The sequence below is a fragment of the Nocardioides potassii genome, from assembly GCF_021648885.1.
Taxonomy (GTDB): domain Bacteria; phylum Actinomycetota; class Actinomycetes; order Propionibacteriales; family Nocardioidaceae; genus Nocardioides; species Nocardioides potassii.
In genome coordinates this window covers 207,073-223,619 of record NZ_JAKJHZ010000011.1, presented here as the reverse complement: position 1 = coordinate 223,619, position 16,547 = coordinate 207,073, and the positions used below count along the sequence as shown (strand labels likewise).

General features: G+C 72.5%; 20 protein-coding genes. 16 read left to right on the top strand and 4 right to left on the bottom strand.

What is annotated here, in order from left to right; genetic code table 11:
- The 10 genes from L2K70_RS19380 to L2K70_RS19340 form a co-directional block, all read left to right on the top strand.
- Positions 1–568 (top strand): hypothetical protein (locus L2K70_RS19380; RefSeq protein WP_236404963.1); only part of this gene is annotated, 568 nt, incomplete at its 5' end.
- A gap of 46 nt (positions 569–614) precedes the next feature.
- A complete protein-coding gene (locus L2K70_RS19375; RefSeq protein WP_236404962.1) occupies positions 615–1,352 on the top strand; it encodes an SOS response-associated peptidase in 738 nt (245 codons plus the stop codon).
- The gene (locus L2K70_RS19370) at positions 1,349–2,011 is read left to right on the top strand and encodes an alpha/beta hydrolase family protein (protein ID WP_236404961.1); all 663 of its coding nucleotides are present in this window, start codon (positions 1,349–1,351) and stop codon (positions 2,009–2,011) included. The genes L2K70_RS19375 and L2K70_RS19370 overlap by 4 nt, the downstream gene beginning before the upstream one ends.
- Positions 2,012–2,092: 81 nt before the next feature.
- A complete protein-coding gene (locus L2K70_RS19365; protein WP_236404960.1) occupies positions 2,093–2,755 on the top strand; it encodes a sigma-70 family RNA polymerase sigma factor in 663 nt (220 codons plus the stop codon).
- Positions 2,752–3,018: a mycothiol system anti-sigma-R factor gene (gene rsrA / locus L2K70_RS19360; protein WP_236404959.1), complete on the top strand. Its 267-nt coding sequence runs from the start codon at positions 2,752–2,754 to the stop codon at positions 3,016–3,018. Before L2K70_RS19365 ends, rsrA begins: the two co-directional genes overlap by 4 nt.
- Positions 3,019–3,082: 64 nt before the next feature.
- On the top strand, positions 3,083–3,157 hold the full coding sequence (locus L2K70_RS21875) for a 50S ribosomal protein bL37 (protein ID WP_369759046.1): 75 nt from the start codon (positions 3,083–3,085) through the stop codon (positions 3,155–3,157).
- Positions 3,158–3,321: 164 nt separating this feature from the next.
- The gene (locus L2K70_RS19355) at positions 3,322–3,780 is read left to right on the top strand and encodes a DUF6326 family protein (RefSeq protein WP_236404958.1); all 459 of its coding nucleotides are present in this window, start codon (positions 3,322–3,324) and stop codon (positions 3,778–3,780) included.
- 9 nt (positions 3,781–3,789) lie between these two features.
- The gene (locus tag L2K70_RS19350; RefSeq protein WP_236404957.1) at positions 3,790–4,914 is read left to right on the top strand and encodes a sensor histidine kinase; all 1,125 of its coding nucleotides are present in this window, start codon (positions 3,790–3,792) and stop codon (positions 4,912–4,914) included.
- Positions 4,911–5,561: a response regulator gene (locus tag L2K70_RS19345; RefSeq protein WP_236404956.1), complete on the top strand. Its 651-nt coding sequence runs from the start codon at positions 4,911–4,913 to the stop codon at positions 5,559–5,561. Before L2K70_RS19350 ends, L2K70_RS19345 begins: the two co-directional genes overlap by 4 nt.
- Positions 5,562–5,753: 192 nt before the next feature.
- On the top strand, positions 5,754–7,229 hold the full coding sequence (locus L2K70_RS19340; RefSeq protein WP_236404955.1) for a hypothetical protein: 1,476 nt from the start codon (positions 5,754–5,756) through the stop codon (positions 7,227–7,229).
- A gap of 206 nt (positions 7,230–7,435) precedes the next feature.
- Here the strand turns inward: L2K70_RS19340 and L2K70_RS19335 are convergent, their stop codons facing one another.
- Entirely contained in the window at positions 7,436–7,828 is a 393-nt protein-coding gene (locus L2K70_RS19335; RefSeq protein ID WP_236404954.1) for a hypothetical protein, read from the bottom strand.
- Between the two features lie 180 nt (positions 7,829–8,008).
- Here L2K70_RS19335 and L2K70_RS19330 point away from each other — a divergent pair, with 180 nt between their 5' ends.
- Both L2K70_RS19330 and L2K70_RS19325 read left to right on the top strand, forming a co-directional pair.
- Complete coding sequence (locus L2K70_RS19330; RefSeq protein ID WP_236404953.1) at positions 8,009–8,542, top strand: GNAT family N-acetyltransferase; 534 nt, start codon at positions 8,009–8,011, stop codon at positions 8,540–8,542.
- A gap of 173 nt (positions 8,543–8,715) precedes the next feature.
- Complete coding sequence (locus tag L2K70_RS19325; RefSeq protein WP_236404952.1) at positions 8,716–9,579, top strand: GNAT family N-acetyltransferase; 864 nt, start codon at positions 8,716–8,718, stop codon at positions 9,577–9,579.
- A gap of 22 nt (positions 9,580–9,601) precedes the next feature.
- Here L2K70_RS19325 and L2K70_RS19320 read toward each other — a convergent pair whose 3' ends face one another.
- The gene (locus tag L2K70_RS19320; RefSeq protein ID WP_236404951.1) at positions 9,602–9,976 is read right to left on the bottom strand and encodes a thioesterase family protein; all 375 of its coding nucleotides are present in this window, start codon (positions 9,974–9,976) and stop codon (positions 9,602–9,604) included.
- A gap of 77 nt (positions 9,977–10,053) precedes the next feature.
- Between L2K70_RS19320 and L2K70_RS19315 the strand changes: the two genes are divergently transcribed.
- From L2K70_RS19315 to L2K70_RS19300, 4 genes are all read left to right on the top strand, one after another.
- On the top strand, positions 10,054–11,049 hold the full coding sequence (locus tag L2K70_RS19315) for a glycosyltransferase family protein (RefSeq protein WP_236404950.1): 996 nt from the start codon (positions 10,054–10,056) through the stop codon (positions 11,047–11,049).
- On the top strand, positions 11,046–12,287 hold the full coding sequence (locus tag L2K70_RS19310) for a glycosyltransferase (RefSeq protein WP_236404948.1): 1,242 nt from the start codon (positions 11,046–11,048) through the stop codon (positions 12,285–12,287). Before L2K70_RS19315 ends, L2K70_RS19310 begins: the two co-directional genes overlap by 4 nt.
- Before the next feature lie 131 nt (positions 12,288–12,418).
- A complete protein-coding gene (locus L2K70_RS19305; protein ID WP_236404947.1) occupies positions 12,419–12,925 on the top strand; it encodes a SigE family RNA polymerase sigma factor in 507 nt (168 codons plus the stop codon).
- On the top strand, positions 12,922–14,349 hold the full coding sequence (locus L2K70_RS19300) for a hypothetical protein (protein ID WP_236404946.1): 1,428 nt from the start codon (positions 12,922–12,924) through the stop codon (positions 14,347–14,349). The genes L2K70_RS19305 and L2K70_RS19300 overlap by 4 nt, the downstream gene beginning before the upstream one ends.
- Before the next feature lie 4 nt (positions 14,350–14,353).
- Here L2K70_RS19300 and L2K70_RS19295 read toward each other — a convergent pair whose 3' ends face one another.
- The gene (locus L2K70_RS19295; RefSeq protein ID WP_236404945.1) at positions 14,354–14,842 is read right to left on the bottom strand and encodes a GNAT family N-acetyltransferase; all 489 of its coding nucleotides are present in this window, start codon (positions 14,840–14,842) and stop codon (positions 14,354–14,356) included.
- Positions 14,843–14,852: 10 nt separating this feature from the next.
- Positions 14,853–16,541, bottom strand: coding sequence for an acetolactate synthase (locus tag L2K70_RS19290; protein WP_236404944.1), 1,689 nt, complete (start codon positions 16,539–16,541; stop codon positions 14,853–14,855).
- Between the last annotated feature and the right edge of the window lie 6 nt (positions 16,542–16,547).

The window sequence follows — 16,547 nt, the reverse complement described above, 5'->3', positions numbered from 1 at the left end:
CGCCTCGATGCAGGAGGCGCTCGAGGGGATGCGCGACACCTGGCGGCAGGTGGCTGCCGGCGATCCGTCGTACGACGCCGTGGGGGCGCTCGTGACCGCGTGGACCGAGACGACGCTGGGCTACCTCCACCAGCTCTCGTGCGACGACCCGCTGACGGGCCTGGCGAGCCAGGCCCACCTGCGCAGCCGGTTGTCCGAGCTCTACCGGCTCTCCGAGGACGGCGCCGCACCGGGTCATGCGCTCGTCGTCGTCGCGCTGCCGCCCGGCGACCCGTCGGACGAGGCCGGTGACCACTTCACCCGCGCCATGCGGCTCGCCCGCGCCGGCGAGCTGGCGCGCACCGTCTTCGCCCGCGACGAGACCATCGCGCGGCTCGGCACGCACCGGGTGGGGATCCTGTGCCGCCGCGACGACCTCCTCGGCCGCCGGGTCCGCGTGCTCGCCACGCTGCTCGACGCCACGCCCGACGCGACACCGGACGACGGCCCGGTGCGGCTCTGGATCGAGGGCCTGCCCGGCACCGACCACTTCGCGGGGTCGCTGCTCGACGAGCTCGCGCGCGCCTGAGTCCCGGCCTCTGCCGGGCGTCGGTCGCTGACGTTAGGGTCGCAGCATGTGCGGCCGCTACGCCTCGTCCCGTGACTCCGACGACCTGATCGAGGAGTTCGAGGTCGTCGAGAGCCGGATCGCCGGACCGTTGGCCCCCGACTACAACGTGGCGCCGACCAAGGAGGTCTACGCCGTCGTGGAGCGGCCGCCGTCGCGGGACTCCGACGCGCCTCCCCAGCGGCAGCTCCGCGTGCTCACCTGGGGCCTGGTCCCGTCGTGGGCCAAGGACCCGTCCATCGGCAACCGGATGATCAACGCGCGGATGGAGACCGTCGCGGAGAAGCCGGCCTACCGCAAGGCGTTCGCGTCGCGGCGCGCGCTGCTGCCTGCCGACGGCTACTTCGAGTGGTACCCCACCTCGCAGACCAACGCGAAGGGCAAGCCGGTCAAGCAGCCGTTCTTCATCCGTCCCAAGGACGGGGGAGTGCTGGCCATGGCGGGGCTCTACGAGATCTGGCGCGACCCGACGAAGGCCGAGGACGACCCCGACCGGTTCCGGTGGACCTGCACGGTCATCACGACGCAGGCCGAGGACCAGCTCGGGCACATCCACGACCGGATGCCGCTGATGGTCGAGAAGGACCGCTGGCACGAGTGGCTCGACCCGACCCACCCCGGCGACACCTCGCTCCTCGTCCCCGCCTCGCCCGGCCTGCTGGAGGCCTACGCCGTCCCGACGCTGGTGAGCAACGTGCGCAACAACGGGCCCGAGCTCGTCGTACCTCTCGAGGCGACCTCGTGAAGAAGGCGTCCGTCCGCACGGTCGACACGCCCCACGGGGAGGGCCGCCTGCACACCCGCCGCGCGACCCGGCCGATCGCGACGCTCCTGCTCAGCCACGGCGCCGGCGGCGGTGTCGAGTCCCGCGACCTGTGGGCGCTGGCCGACGCCCTGCCCGCGCAGGACGTGTCCGTCGTGCTGTTCGAGCAGCCGTGGCGGGTGGCCGGCCGCAAGGTCGCCACCGCCCCGCCGACCCTCGACGTCGCACTGACCCGCGCCGCCGACGTGATGCGGGTGCGGACACCCCTCGTGGTGGGCGGTCGCTCAGCCGGCGCCCGCTCCGCAGCCCGTACGGCGAAGGCGCTGGGCGCCACCGGATGCCTGGCCCTCTCCTTCCCGCTCCACCAGCCCGGTCGGACCGAGCCCACCCGGCTCCCCGAGCTGCGCGGGGTCGGGTTGCCGACGCTCGTCGTGCAGGGGGAGCGGGACCCGATGGGCCGGCCGGAGGAGTTCCCCGCCGACGTCGCCGGCCTCGACCTGGTCGTCGTCCCGGGCGCCGACCACGGCCTCAAGGTCCCCGCCCGCGGCGAGGTGAGCCAGGACGAGGCGATGGGCATCGTCGTCGAGTCGACGCTCGAGTGGCTGGTCCGTGAGGTGGTCGGGAATCCCCGGGTGGCGTGAGGTGTTGATGCTGGTGTGCCGTCACTGACCCTCGAACGCCCCACTACGGTGCCGCCGACCCCGGCGGTACTGTGGGAGGCGATGACTGAATCGCTCCAGGACGAGAAGTCCCTTCCGGGCTCCGCCGAGATCTCCCTCGAGGACGAGACCGACGAGCAGCGGTCCGCGCGCTTCGAGCGCGACGCGCTGCCGTTCCTCGACCAGCTCTACGGCGCGGCGATGCGGATGACCCGCAACCCCGCCGACGCCGAGGACCTCGTGCAGGAGACCTTCGCCAAGGCCTACAGCGCCTTCCACCAGTTCAAGCCGGGGACGAACCTCAAGGCCTGGCTCTACCGGATCCTCACCAACACCTACATCAACTCCTACCGCAAGAAGCAGCGCCAGCCGCAGCAGTCGATGTCCGAGGACGTCGAGGACTGGCAGCTCGCCCGCGCGGAGTCGCACTCCTCCACCGGCCTGCGGTCGGCGGAGATGGAGGCGCTGGAGCACCTGCCCGACTCCGAGGTGAAGGACGCCCTGCAGCGGCTGCCCGAGGAGTTCCGGCTCGCGGTCTACCTCGCCGACGTCGAGGGATTCCCCTACAAGGAGATCGCGGAGATCATGGACACGCCGATCGGCACCGTGATGTCGCGCCTGCACCGTGGTCGTCGCCAGCTGCGCGACATGCTCGCCGACTACGTCCGGGCCAACGACCTGCTGCCGGCGGCCAGCGTCCCCGCGGCGGACGGGAGCGGGTCATGAGCGAGCACGAGCACGGTCGTGACGACTGCGTCGACTACATCGAGCGCATCGTCTACTTCATCGACAACGAGCTCGACCAGGCCGACTGCGCGGTGGTCGAGATGCACCTGCGTGAGTGCGGGCCGTGCCTCGAGCGCCACGACCTCCAGAAGGCGGTCAAGCAGCTCGTCCAGCGCTCCTGCTCGGAGTCGGCGCCGGAGTCGCTGCGCGAGCGCGTACGGCTCCAGCTGCGCCAGGTGAAGGTCCAGATCACCGAGGGCTGAGCCGATTGGCTCCTTGCGGTCTCCTTTGAGAGACTGGCCGGAGCACCGATTCCAGGAGGACGACATGGGCAAGACCGGACGCAAGCGCCGCGCTCGCAAGAAGAAGGGCGCGAACCACGGCAAGCGCCCCAACGCCTGACGCGTCTTTCTGACACGTCATCGTGAGAGTCCCCGCCCACGGCGGGGACTTTTGCTTTTCCCTCTCTCGTACTTCAGGCCGGCGGACTCCGGCCCCTGGTCCGATGGAACGGGGTCGCCGGTCCTCGATCGTGGACGCACCAACCCACGACGAAAGGTCCGTCCATGACCGACACCGCTCTCGCCCCCGCGGCCTCAGCCCTCGACGACCGCCCGCTGCCGGTGCAGGCCAGGCTCGCCGCGGCCTGGGCGAGCTTCATGTTCTTCTACGTCTACGTCGACTACCTCCACCTCTACCGGCCCGGCGCGCTGGAGGAGATCCTCGCCGGGCGGGTCTTCGAGTTCGAGGCCAACCAGACCTTCGCCACCACGTCGCTCGCCCTCGTCGGGATCCCGGCGCTGATGGTCGCGCTGTCCGCGGCCCTGCCCGCCCGGGCGAACCGGATGCTCAACCTCGCGGTCGCGACGCTCTACGTCCCGGTCTCGGTGTTCAACCTGGCGGGGGAGTCCTGGCTGGCGTTCTACGGCCTCGGCGTGGTCGTCGAGGTGGCGCTGCTGGTGTTCGTGCTGCGGTGGGCGTGGTCGTGGCCGCGTTCGTCGTCGGCCGGCGTCGCGGCTCCCTAGGCTGACCCCGTGCTCGCCGCCACCGTCCGCTCGATCCTCGGCGAGCCCCGCGCCCCGGACCCGCCGGTCCGCGTCTGGTGGGACTGGCCGCTGCTCGCCGGGATGCTGGCCGCGGTGACGGTCGAGGCGGTCCTGCGCCCGGAGCTGCCGATGCGCGCCCTCGCCGTCGTGGTCGCGCTCGTGGTGGTGGTCGCGCTGCCCTGGCGCCGTACGCACCCGCTGCTCGTGACCGCCATCGGCTTCGGCGGGGCGCTCGTGCTGCAGCTGCCGTCCCTGCTCGCGGACCGTCCCGAGGTGGGGCTCGACTCGATGGTCGTGGTCCTGCTGCTGCCCTACGCGCTCTTTCGCTGGGCCTCCGGGCGCGACGCCCTGGTCGGTACGGCGACAGTGGCCGTGCCGGTCGTGCTCGGCCTTGCGGCCAGCGGCGACCTCGGCGACGTGCTGGGGGGCGCCACGGTGGTGCTCGCGTCCTTCGCCCTGGGCGCCGCGATGCGTTACCGCGCGCTCGCGCAGCGGCGGGAGGTGCAGCAGGTGCGCTACGAGGAGCGTGGAGAGCTCGCCCGCGAGCTGCACGACACCGTCGCGCACCACGTCTCGGCGATCGCGATCCAGGCCCAGGCGGGTCGCGCGGTCGCGGCCGCGGACCCGTCGGCGGCTGTGGACGTGCTCGCCGTCATCGAGGCGGAGGCCTCGCGGACGCTGGCCGAGATGCGCGCGGTGGTGCGGGTGCTGCGCGAGGGCGCTGCCGACTTCGCCCCGCAGCGAGGCATCGCCGAGCTCGACGACCTGGCCCGGATGAGCCCGCTGGTGTCCGTACGTCGCTCCGGACCGCTGGACGGGCTGCCGCAACCGCTCGAGGTCGCGGTGCACCGGATCTGCCAGGAGTCGGTGACCAACGCGATCCGGCACGCGGTGGGGGCGACCGCCGTCTCGGTGGAGGTCGTCGGGGACGCGGACGTCGTACGGTTGCGCGTGCACGACGACGGACAGGCTCACCCGGCTGCGAGCGGCGGCTACGGCCTGCTGGGCATGGCCGAACGGGCCACGCTGCTGGGCGGCACGTTCTCCGCGGGGCCGGACGCCTCCGGCGGCTGGACGGTCGCAGCGACCTTCCCGCGCGAGGTGGCCCGATGAGCATCCGCGTGGTGGTCGCCGACGACCAGGACCTCGTGCGGACCGGGCTGACCATGATCCTCGACGCGCAACCGGGGATCGAGGTCGTCGGTCAGGCGCGGGACGGCTACGAGGCCGTGACGATGGCTCGCGAGCTGCGACCCGACGTCTGCCTCTTCGACATCCGGATGCCCGCCCTCGACGGCGTCGAGGCGACGCGGCAGCTGGCCGGGCCGGGGGTCGCGGACCCGATGGCCGTCGTCGTCATCACGACCTTCGACCTCGACGAGTACGTCCTCGGCGCCCTCCGCGCCGGCGCCCGGGGGTTCCTGCTCAAGGACGCGGGGCCCGCGTTGCTGGTGCAGGCCATCGAGGCGGCCGCCCACGGCGACGCGCTCATCGCCCCCGACATCACCCGCCGCCTGCTCGGCACGCTGGCCTCGCTCGAGCGCCCCGTCGCGCCCGCCCAGCCGCTGTCGCCCCTCACGGACCGTGAGGAGGACGTGCTCGTCCTCCTCGCGCGCGGTCGCACGAACCACGAGATCGCCGCCGAGCTGCACATCAGCCTGAGCACCGTGAAGACCCACATCGGCGCACTGATGGCCAAGCTCGGCGCCCGGAACCGCGTCGAGGTGGCGATGTGGGCGTACGAGACGCGGCGCGTGTAGCGCTCTTCTTCGGTGGTCGACCAGCACACAAGCCCTGGACCCGCGGTGGTTGAGGGGTGAGGAGCCCCAGCGACGAGCCTCGAAAGAACTTCGCAGCACTATCGCTCACATCGTCGAAAACAGCCGTCCACTGGATGGATCCGAGCGCGAATCGGGGCATTCGTTGTCGGTGGTGGCGGCTAGCGTGAGGACATGGACAGCGACCTCCTCGACCTCGACGGCAAGGCCCTGCTGGCCGCCGTCACCGAGGCCGAGCGAGCGTCCCGGCTGGCCGAGGTCGCCAAGCTCGAGCTCCTCTCCGCCTGGGCAGCCCTGCACTCCGCCGATCCCACGGAAGGACCGGACGGCCACCTCGCGCGCCGCGTCGGCAACGTGCTGCGCCAGGTCGGCGGGGAGGGCACCCCCGGCGTTCAGGACTTCTGCCTCGGCGAGATCGCCCTGGCACGCGGCGCCGGCGTCACCGCCACGCAGAACATGCTCGCCGACGTCCTCGACCTCGAGCACCGGCTCCCGCTGACCTGGCAGGTCGCCCGCCGCGGCGAGTGCGAGGTGTGGGTCGCCCGGAAGGTCGCGAAGATGTCGCGCCACCTCCCCGCCGACAAGGTCCACGTCGTCGACACCGCCGTGTCCCGGTTGATCGCCTCTGAGGGAATCGGGCGGCTCCTCGAGGTCGCCGAGGCCAAGGTCATCGAGGCCGACCCCGACCTGCACGAGACGCGGTGCGAGGCCGAACGCCGCCGCCGCTACATCGGCCTCGGTCGCACCGACGAGCACGGCCTGCGCACCCTCATTGCCCGCGTCGAGGCAGGCGACGCCGTCGCGGTGGACGCGATAGTGCACCGCGTCGCCGAGATCCTCGAGCCGTTGAACGCTGACGCTAGCCCCGACGAGCTCCGCGCCCTGGCGTTCGGGTGGCTGGCGCGGCCGGTCGAGCTGCTGACGCTCCTGCTCGAGCACACCGGTGCTGGCGACGAGTCCGAGCTCGACCTCGATCTCGATGCGCCCGGCGCAGAGCAAGAGCCCGAGGACACTGGGGCAGGACTGGTTCGCGCCCTGGCCTTCCCCGCGGATCTTCTCGACGCCCTGCGTGGCATCGACCTCACTCCGCTCGCTCCGAAGGTCGTGCTGCACGTCCACCTGCACGAAGCCGCCCTCCACGGCGCCGACGGCGTGGCTCGTGTCGAGGGTCTGGGTCCCGTCAGCCTCGCCCGCCTCGACGAGATGCTTCGCGGCTGTGTGGTGAAGGTCCAGCCGGTCAAGGACCTCTCCGACCGGGTCCGCTACACCGCCTACGAGCACCCCGAGTCGCTCCGTGACCAGGTCCACCTCGTCACCGGCGGCGACTACTGGCCCTGGGCGACGTCCACCAGCCGACGCGTCGACCTCGACCACCCCGTGCCCTACGACCACGGCAACCCCGAGACAGGACGAGAACCGCCGCCGGGACAGACCGGCTCGCACAACTCCGGCCCCCTCGGCCGCCGACACCACCGCTGGAAGACCCATGCGGGCTACGCCTCACGCCAGTGCGGCGACGGTCGCTACGTCTGGCTCACCCCGCACGGCCTCGCCTTCATCGTCGACCACACCGGCACCCATCCGATCCACCCGGAGAAGGCGAGGATGATCATCGACGCGCCCATGGGTGTTGACCTGTACGTCGCGTAGTACGCGCGCCCGAGGCAATGGCGGGGGACGACGCACGCATCGCGGCAGATCCGGACGTACGCTGCTGTCAACGCAGGGACAGCGCCCGGTGGTCGTCGTCCGGAAAGCCCGGTTGCATCCCGGGTCCTGCGGTGTGAGCCCGAAACCGCCTCATTCGAGCCCCGGAGTCCAAGCCACACCCTCATCGGCAGATCCGGACGTTTGGCTCAGTGGCTTGCTTCCGCGATTGCGGCGACCGTCGGTGTGTCGCCTGAGCGGCTTGCCATCACGAACATCCACCAGCCCTGATCCGTGCATTCGACGTCGTGCATGGCAGCCTGGAACTGGAGGGTGACCAGGGCTCGTGGGAGTGCCCGCCCCCATGCGACGGCCATGAACCCGGTCGCGAACGCGCCGGAGTCGTCGCAGTTCCCACTAGCCACTTCAACCCAGCGCCCGTCCGGCGCCTGCTGGTACTGATCGAGATCCACATCAGCACCGTCGCCGTTGGTATCGATGAGAGCCGCAGCGGCTCCGTCGCAAGCGGACGCCGCCAACACCACCGCGTAGCGAGGGTCCCAACCACCTAGCCGCAGAGCCGACTCGTGATCGAAGTCCATGCCACCGAGTCTCGCCGAGACTCGCAGATACGTCCCGCACAACTCCAGATGAGGGTGGCTTGATCGCGGCATGTGGGACGTTCTCAAGGCTCGTGACGTTGTTCGACCGCTATGGTCGCCCGAGTGGCGGAACCTGGATCTCGCGCGAGAGCACTCCCATCGCTATCGACAGCTCGTCTCATGCTTCGACCTGTCCGCGTCGCCGATCTGGACCTGATGGTCGACCTGAACGCCGACCCAGAAGTCATGACCTACATCCAGGGGCGCCCTGCAGGGCCTGCCGAAACCGCCGCAGAGTGGCGGCAGCGCCTCGACCACCAGAGCGACGTGGCGCGCGGACTCGGGTACTGGGCCGGATTCGAGGCTGGCACCTTCGTGGGGTGGTGGTCGGCCTCATCATTCAAAGGGCAACCCGAGATTTCGGGCATCGGCTACCGGTTGCCCGTCACGGGGTGGGGCCGCGGACTTGCGACGGAGGGCGCCGAGGCGATGATTCGCCAGGCATTCTCATGCGGAGACATCGACCGGGTCGTCGCCTCCACGATGGCAGCGAACACCGGGTCACGCCGGGTGCTGGAGAAGGTGGGGTTGAAGCAGTACGCGTCGTGGGATGCCGTTCCAGATCGGCGGCAGGTCGTTGGTTGGAAGGACGGCGAGGTTGGGTACGAACTCAGCCGCGCCGGGTGGACGGAACCCACCGCGGACAGGAGCTGACTTTTCAGCCCAAGATCCGCCACGCCGGCCGATCCGCGCACTGATAGCGGCAAGGATGGACGGCTCGCTGACCCGCCCGTCGCACAACAGTGCTCGCGGCGCGGCACAACTCGTGACCGGCGCGAAACGTCGTGCGCAACCTCCGGAAACATCGATGCGGCATCGTCGGCGGCATGTTGTGGAGAGTGCGGACGACGTTGGCCGACAGGCCGGGCGCCCTCGCGGAGCTCGCAGCGAGCTGCGGTGCGGCGGGCGTCAACATTCTGGGGCTGCACGTCCACCCGGGCATCGACCGGGTGACTGACGAGCTGGTGCTGCGGACCCCCGATGACTGGGGGCTCTCCGACCTCGCGGAGCTGGTGGAGGGCTCGGGCGGCACCAGGGTCAGCGTGCTGCCCTGCACGGAGGCGTCCCTGACCGACCAGCCCACCCGGTACGTCCTGGCCGCGCGGAGCATCCTGGCGCAGCCGGCCAGGTTCCCCGACGTGGTGGCCCAGCTGTTCGACGCCGAGACCGACCCCTCCGACCTGGGTGACGTCATGGACGGGATGGACCTCGACATCGGGCACGTGCTCGTGCAGCTGCGACGGACGGCGCCGTTCACCGCAGCAGAGCACGCCCGCGGGACCGCGCTCGCCGAGCTGGTGACCGACGTGCTCGCCGCCGCCCAGCGTGCCCCCGAGCCGGATGCCCTCGGCGACGACCCGGTGTACGACGTGGCCGACTCGGTCGTGCGGGCAACCGTGGGCGGTGTGGCCATCGGCTCGGCGACGTGGGTCGTCGAGGACGACGGTGCCTGGCACGTTGACCTGGGCGTGGAGCCGGCCTGGCGTCGCCGGGGCATCGGCTCGCGACTGCTGCTCGAGACTGCGAGAGCGGCCAGGGGCGCCGGTGCCGACGAGATCGTCGTACGGACCGCGGCGGACAACCCGGCCGTGCTCCCGCTCGTCCTCAGCAGCGGCCTGCGTGGACGGATCCGGATGGGCGCCGACGACCTCACTGTCCGGATCCCGGTCCGGCAGCTCGCCCGGGCATGAGGCAGGTGGCGGCGCCGGGCTGTCAGACCCGCGACAGGAAACGCTCCGCGTCGACCACCACGCGCGTGATCTCCCCGGCAGCGAGCACCTTCCCCGACCCGACATCCCGTGCGCTCACCGTGAAGCGGTGAAGCCGCCCGTCGACGTACGCGCTGGACGCCGAGACCTCCACAGAGGCGCCCACCGGACTGGCGGCGAGGTGCTCGAGCTGGACCCGGGTGCCGACGCTGCTCGAGCCCTCGGGCAGCAGCGACTCGAGCGCGGCGCAGGTCGCAGCCTCGAGCCAGGCGAGCAGCCGGGGCGTGCCGAGCACGGGCAGCGAGCCGCTGCCCACGGCGAGAGCGGTGTCGTCGTCGGTGACCTCGAAGGTGAGGGTGGCGGGCTCTGGGCGGTCCATGCCGGCAGCCTTCCACAGGACGTACTGCCCACCTTCGGATGAGGCCTCGCCAAAGGTTGGACGGTCAAGATGCTGAGGTGACGACCTCCCCCCGACCGCGTACGACGACGCAGGTGCCGCACCACCTGCTGATCGGGCCCGACACGCACGGCGTCACGCGCTACGCCGGGGAGGTGGCGGGAGCCGCGGGCGCGCTCGTCGTCCGTGACGCCAGGCGGCTCGACGAGGGCGATCACACGCACCTGCACGTGACCGACCGGCTGATCTCGCCTGATCCCACGGCTGCGGCCGACCTCGTGGAGGAGCTCGCGAGGCGGGTGCGGCTGACGGTGACCTTGCACGATGTGCCGCAGCCGACGGACGGCCCCCGCTTCCACGCGCGTACGGCGGCATATGCGCGCATCGTGCGGGCCAGCCACGCGTGGGCCACCAACTCGTGGCACGAGCACGCGCTGATCAACCGCTGGAGCATCGCGGACGCCCACGGGACGGTGATCCCGCTGCCGATCCAGGGCACGACCGGGGTGCGCGCGGACACGGATCCCCACGTCCTCGGCGTCTTCGGCTTCATCTACCCCGGCAAGGGCCACCGCCAGGTCGCCCGCGCGGCCGCGGCACTGCGCCGCGCCGGCCACCCGGTCTCGGTGCGCGTGCTCGGCGACGCCGCGAAGAACCACGACGACGAGATCGACGAGCTCCTGCGGACCAGCCGGGAGCGCGGCGTGCCGGTCGAGGTGGCCGGCCGTGTTCCGGAGGACGAGGTGGGCGACGCGCTGCGCCGGGTCGGCGTACCGGTGGCCGCACACCGCAACGTGTCGGCGTCGGGGAGCGTGAACTCGTGGATCGCGGCCGGCCGCAGGCCGCTGGTGCGGGACGGGGCGTACGCCCGGGAGATGGCGGCGCTGCGCCCCGGCACGCTCACCCTCTTCGACGACTCGACACTGGTGCCGCGGCTCGAGGAGGCGCTCCGCTCACCCGGGTCGACCTGGATCGAGCCGGGGACCGACCTCGGACCGCGGCTCGAGGACACCGCCGCGGCCTACCGCTCGTGGTGGGCGTCGGTGGCCGGATGACGGCGCCGCCCTTCGGCACGAGCGTCCGCAGCAACCGGTGGGACCTCGCGCCCTCGGACGCACCACGCCGCACGGTCTCGGTCGTCGTCGCCCACTACGAGCAGCAGGAGCAGCTCGACCGGACCCTCGCAGCACTGCAGCGACAGACCCGGCCGCCCGACGAGGTCGTCGTCGCCGACGACGGGTCGCGGAAGCCCCCGCGCGTGCCGGACGGCGTCCGTCTCGTGCGCCAGGAGGACGACGGCTTCCGGGCGGCCGCGGTGCGCAACCTCGGCGTGGCCGCCAGCACCGGCGACGTGCTCGTGCTCCTCGACGCCGACACGACGCCGGAGCCGGACTTCGTCGAGCGGATGGTCGCGCTGCCCGAGTCGCTGCCCGAGACGCTCGTCGTCGGGCGTCGGCGCCACGCCGACCTCTCCGGGACGGGGGAGGAGCTGCCGGAGCCGGAGTGGTTGAGGAGGGCGTACGCCGAGACCCGCGACCTGCTGGACGCCGACGCGACCGGTCACCGGTTCGTCATCAGCGCCGTGCTTGCCTGCACGCGGTGGTGGTACGACGAGATCGGCGGGTTCGACGAGTCCTTCCGCGCCTATGGTGGCGAGGACTGGGAGCTCGCGCACCGGTCCTGGACGGCCGGCGGGTTGCTCGCCCATCGGGCGGACGCCGTCGCGTGGCACGACGGCCCGGACGCCGGGCTGCGCGCCCCGGACCCGTCCGCCAAGCTGCACGAGACGATGGCCGTCGCGGACACGACCTCCGCGGCCGGCACGACGTGGCGCGGGCTGCTCCGCGGCCCGGCCGACCTGGCCGTCACGCTCGCGTCCTCCCTCGCGCCGGCCGAGGCCGTGGTGACCCTCGACTCGCTCCTGGCGGCGCTGCCGCGCGCCGTCGTCCGGCTCGGCGAGGAGCACCGCCTCCTCGCCGGCGAGGACCCACGCGTCGTGAAGGCCGACGACCCGCTGCCCGCGACCGTGCGTGTCCACCTGGACGTGCGGAGCGGCTTGTACGGCGACCGCATCGCGTGGACCGAGCTGGTCGAGGGCCTCGACGGGGAGGTCGGCAGCCGCGAGGCCGCGGGGGGCCGGGCCGTGCTCGAGGACCTGCGGCTGCTGCGCCGCGCGGCCCGGTGGGACCGACCCGACCTCGCCCCCTCCGGCGGACCGCTCGACACGACGCTGCGTCCGTGGACCGAGGAGGTCACCCTCGCGTCGTGGCTGGGCGCCTGGCACGGCGTGTGACGGCCGTCCGTCGCCCGCCCTGCTCGCGTCCCGCAACTGGTCCGGTCGATCAGGCAACCTGAGCGACGGGCAGGCGTCTACCAGACGTGGACACGGGGACGAGGTCGATCGGGCGGGAGGCGAGCGCGGGCATGCAGCCGGCAGTGGACATCACCGAGCTCTATGCCGCGCACCGGCTCTCGCTCGTCCGGCTGGCCGTCCTGCTCGTCGACGACATCGCCTCGGCGGAGGACGTCGTCCAGGACGCCTTCGCCGCGCTCGCGCGCCGGCCCGGGGCGATCAAGGACCCGTCGAAGGCGCTGGCCTACCTGCGCGTGTCGGTGGTCAACGCGTCGCGCTCGGCCCTGCGCCGACGCCGTACGGCGAGGGCGTACTCGCCACCCCACGCCCTGCCGCCACCCACCCCGGAGGACACCGCGGTGCTGGCCGAGGAGCACCGCGAGGTCTTCGTAGCGCTGCACGCCCTCGCGCCGCGGCAGCGCGAGGTGCTGGTGCTGCGCTACTGGTCGAACCTCAGCGAGGCGGAGATCGCCGCCGCCCTGGGGATCAGCCAGGGGACCGTGAAGTCCACGGCGAGCCGCGCGCTGGCGGCCCTGGAGAAGATCATGACGACGACCTCGGGGAAGGAGCAGCGATGAGCACCGACATCGAGGCACGCCTACGCGACGCACTGGCCGCGCGTGCCGACCTCGTCCGCCACGAGGACCTGACCCCGCTGGCCACGGTCGTGCCGCTCCGCCCACGCTGGCAGTCGCCGTGGGTGCTGCTCGCCACCGCGGCTGCGGTCCTCCTCGTGCTGGGGATCGTCGTCCAGGGCGTCGGCGGCCGCGAGCGCTCGGACCGGATCGCGCCGCAGCCCGACGGCCCGACGCTGGAGATGCCCGCGGATGTCGGGCGGGACTGGAAGGCCGACGACCTGTCGAGGCCCGCGCGTGTCGACCTCGACGGAGACGGCGTGCGGGAGAAGGTGCAGTTCCTCTCGGAGAAGACCGACGACTACGCCGGTCGGGTCCGCCTCCAGACCACCCTGAGCTCGACCGGCGAGGAGTCGTGGGGCATCGCCGAGCTGACCAGCACCATCGGCGTGACCGCGCGGGGCGCGATCGACGCGGACGGCGACGGCGACGAGGAGCTCGTCCTGCCGTGGGAGGACCTCGCGGCCGTCGGTGGTGCCGGGCACCCCTTGGTGTTCGACCTCCGCGACGGCCTGCTGGTCGAGATGCTGGCGGCGGACCCCGACCTCCTGCAGTCCGGTGACGTCGCGGTGCCCGGCAGCCAGACCGAGTTTTACGACCTGGTGCACGAGCAGGACTGGTGGATCAAGGGCGGCCAGGTCTGGTCCAGCCGCTCGGTGAACGCGTTCGCCCGCGGCAACATGACCCTGCTGCGCCCGGAGAGCATCGTGCTCGACACGTGGCGCTGGGAGCTGGGCGACGACGGGGTGCTCCGGCCCACCGACCAGGGCTGCGCCGAGGACTCCACGGTCGAGGGCAGGCACGACTGCGACGGTGACCAGGCGGACTCGCTCCCCGCCGTGCAGCCCGCCGCGACGGACACCATCGGGATCGGCGGGGAGGTCGCGCTGGACGACGGCGGCCTCGGCTACCGCGCCCGGGTCGAGGACGACGGCAGCGGCGGCACCCTGGTGGTCGACGGCCCCGGAGCCGACGGACTGGTCTACGCCCTCAGCGCGCCGGACCCGCGGGTGAGCACGGTCAGCCCCACCTACCTGGTCGGCTTCGACGCCGCGTCGGTCTACGTCGCCTCGGCGGCGGATCCCGCGGTCGCCGAGGTGGTCGCGCAGACCGCCGACCTGGCCGGTCTGGTCGCCCTGCGCCCGGTGGGTGACGTCCCGCTGGGCACCGGCTCGGACTCCGACGGTCGGGCGTACCGCACGTGGCTGACGAAGGCGGGCGCCGTCGTGACGGTGGTCGAGGCGGAGGACGGGTCGTGGGACTCGTGGCAGTGGGCCCGGGTCGGAGGGACGGACATCGCCGCGCTCCCCACAGGACGGGTGTGCTTCGCGGACGTCACCGACCCCTCGAGCGTCGCCCGCTGCTGAGGTCTCAGAGCCTCTTGCTGAACGCCAGCAGGTCGACCCCGGCAACAGGCGACCAGTCGCGACCCGGTTCACGCTCGTAGCCGAGCCGGCCGTAGATCCGGTGCGCGGTCGTCATCGTCGCCAGGGACGACAGCGCCATTCCAGTGGCGCCGTGCTCGCGGGCGCGCTCCTCGCAGAGCCGGGCGAGGGCCGTGCCGGCGCCGCTGCCCTGCGCGGTCGGGTCGACGGCGAGCATCCGGAACTCGCCCTCGTCGTCGCGCCCGATCTCACGCCACGGCGAGCCGGGCGGGCAGTAGGTCACGACACCGACCAGCTCGTCGTGGACCACCGCCACCCACACCTCGGCCTGGGCGTCACGGGTGGCGACGTCGCGCAGCCGGTCGCGGTAGTCGTCCTCGGCGCCGGTGAGCAGAGGGTCGTACGCCGCGACGCACACGTCGCCGGCACGCTCGAGCTCCTCGGGCCGGATCCGGCGGACCTCCACCCCGGTCACCCCGCAAGCCTCAGATGCCGAAGGTGTTGCGCGGGTAGGCGGCCTCGACGTCGGTGATGACGTTGACGAGGTAGGGCACGCCCGAGGCGTACGCGCGGTCGAGCGCGGGGCCGATCTGCTTCGGGTCGGTGACGGTCTCGCCGGCGCCCCCGAGCGCCCGGACCACCTCGTCGTACGGCGTGCGCTGGGCGAGGTCGGCGACGACGTCGTAGCCGTAGAGCATCTGCATCGGACCCTTCTCGAGGCCCCACGCGGAGTTGTTGCCCATCACCATGACGACCGGCAGGTCGTGGCGCACGAGGGTGTCGACGTCCATCAGCGAGAAGCCGGCCGCGCCGTCGCCGAGCAGCAGCGTGACCTGCGCGTCGGGTCGGGCGATGCGGGCCGCGATTGCGGCACCGAGACCGGCGCCGAGGCAGCCGTAGGGGCCGGGGTCGAGCCAGCCACCCGGACGCTTCGGCTCGACGTACTTGCCGGCGAACGACACGAAGTCGCCGCCGTCGCCGATCACGACCGAGTCGTCGGCCAGACGCGGGACCAGCTCGCCGTAGATCCGGGCCGGGTGGATCGGGTCGGCCTCGGCCGTGAGCAGCTGCGCGTCGCGCTCGGCGGCGGCCCTGACCTGGTCGCGCAGGTCGCCGGCCCAGTCGGTCCAGTCGGGCTTGTCCCCCCGCTCGATCGCGGCCTGGAGCCCGTCGAGCACCGTGGTCAGGTCGCCCGCGACCGAGGCCGCCAGCTCGGCGTGGCCCGAGACCTGGCCGGGGGAGTCGGCGATGTGGACGACCCGGGCGTAGGCGCCGTCCGGGTTCTTGTCCGGCCCGCCGAACTGGCCGTAGCCCAGCCGGAAGTCGAGCGGCGTGCCGACCACGACCACCAGGTCGGCACCCGACAGTGCGGCCCCGCGGGCCTTGGTCACGAGCGAGGGGTGCCCGCCGGGGATGACGCCACGGCCCATGCCGTTGGTGAGCGTCGGGATGCCGAGGTCCTCGACGAGACGGAGCGCGGCGGCCTCAGCGTGGTCGGCCCAGACGTCGGTCCCGAGGATCAGCACGGGGCGCTTCGCCTCGGCGAGCAGGCGGGCGATCGCACCGATCGCGTCGGCGTCGGGCTCGACACGGGTGCCGTCCCCGGAGCCGACGACGCCGGTCGAGGAGTCGAAGAAGGCGTCCATCGGCACGTCGACGAAGACCGGGCCGCGGTGGCTGGAACGGGCGAGCGTGAAGGCCTCGTCCATGCCGGCGGCCACGTCGCCGGCGGTCATCAGCGTCCTCGCCGCCTTGGCGACCGGCGCGATGATCGGCGGCTGGTCGAGCTCCTGCAGCGAGCCGGTGCCCCACCGGTTCTGCGGGGCGCGGCCACCGACGACGACCATCGGCGAGCCGGCGAACTGCGCCTGCGCGATCGCGCTGATGCCGTTGGTGACGCCCGGGCCTGCCGTGAGCACCGCGAGGCCGGGCACGCGGGTGAGCTTGCCCGTGGCCTCGGCGGCGAACGCGGCGGTCTGCTCGTGGCGCACGTCGAGCAGCCGCATCGGCGGCTCGACCCCGGCCTGCTGCGCCTTGACCGCGCCGTCGTACATCGGGAACACGTGGGCACCGGAGAGCGTGAACATGGTCTCCACGCCGTGGGCGCGGGCGACGTGCACGGCCAGCTCGCCGCTGTGGCCCGAGATCTCGCTGGTCTCGCTCTGCTCGCTCATGAGCAG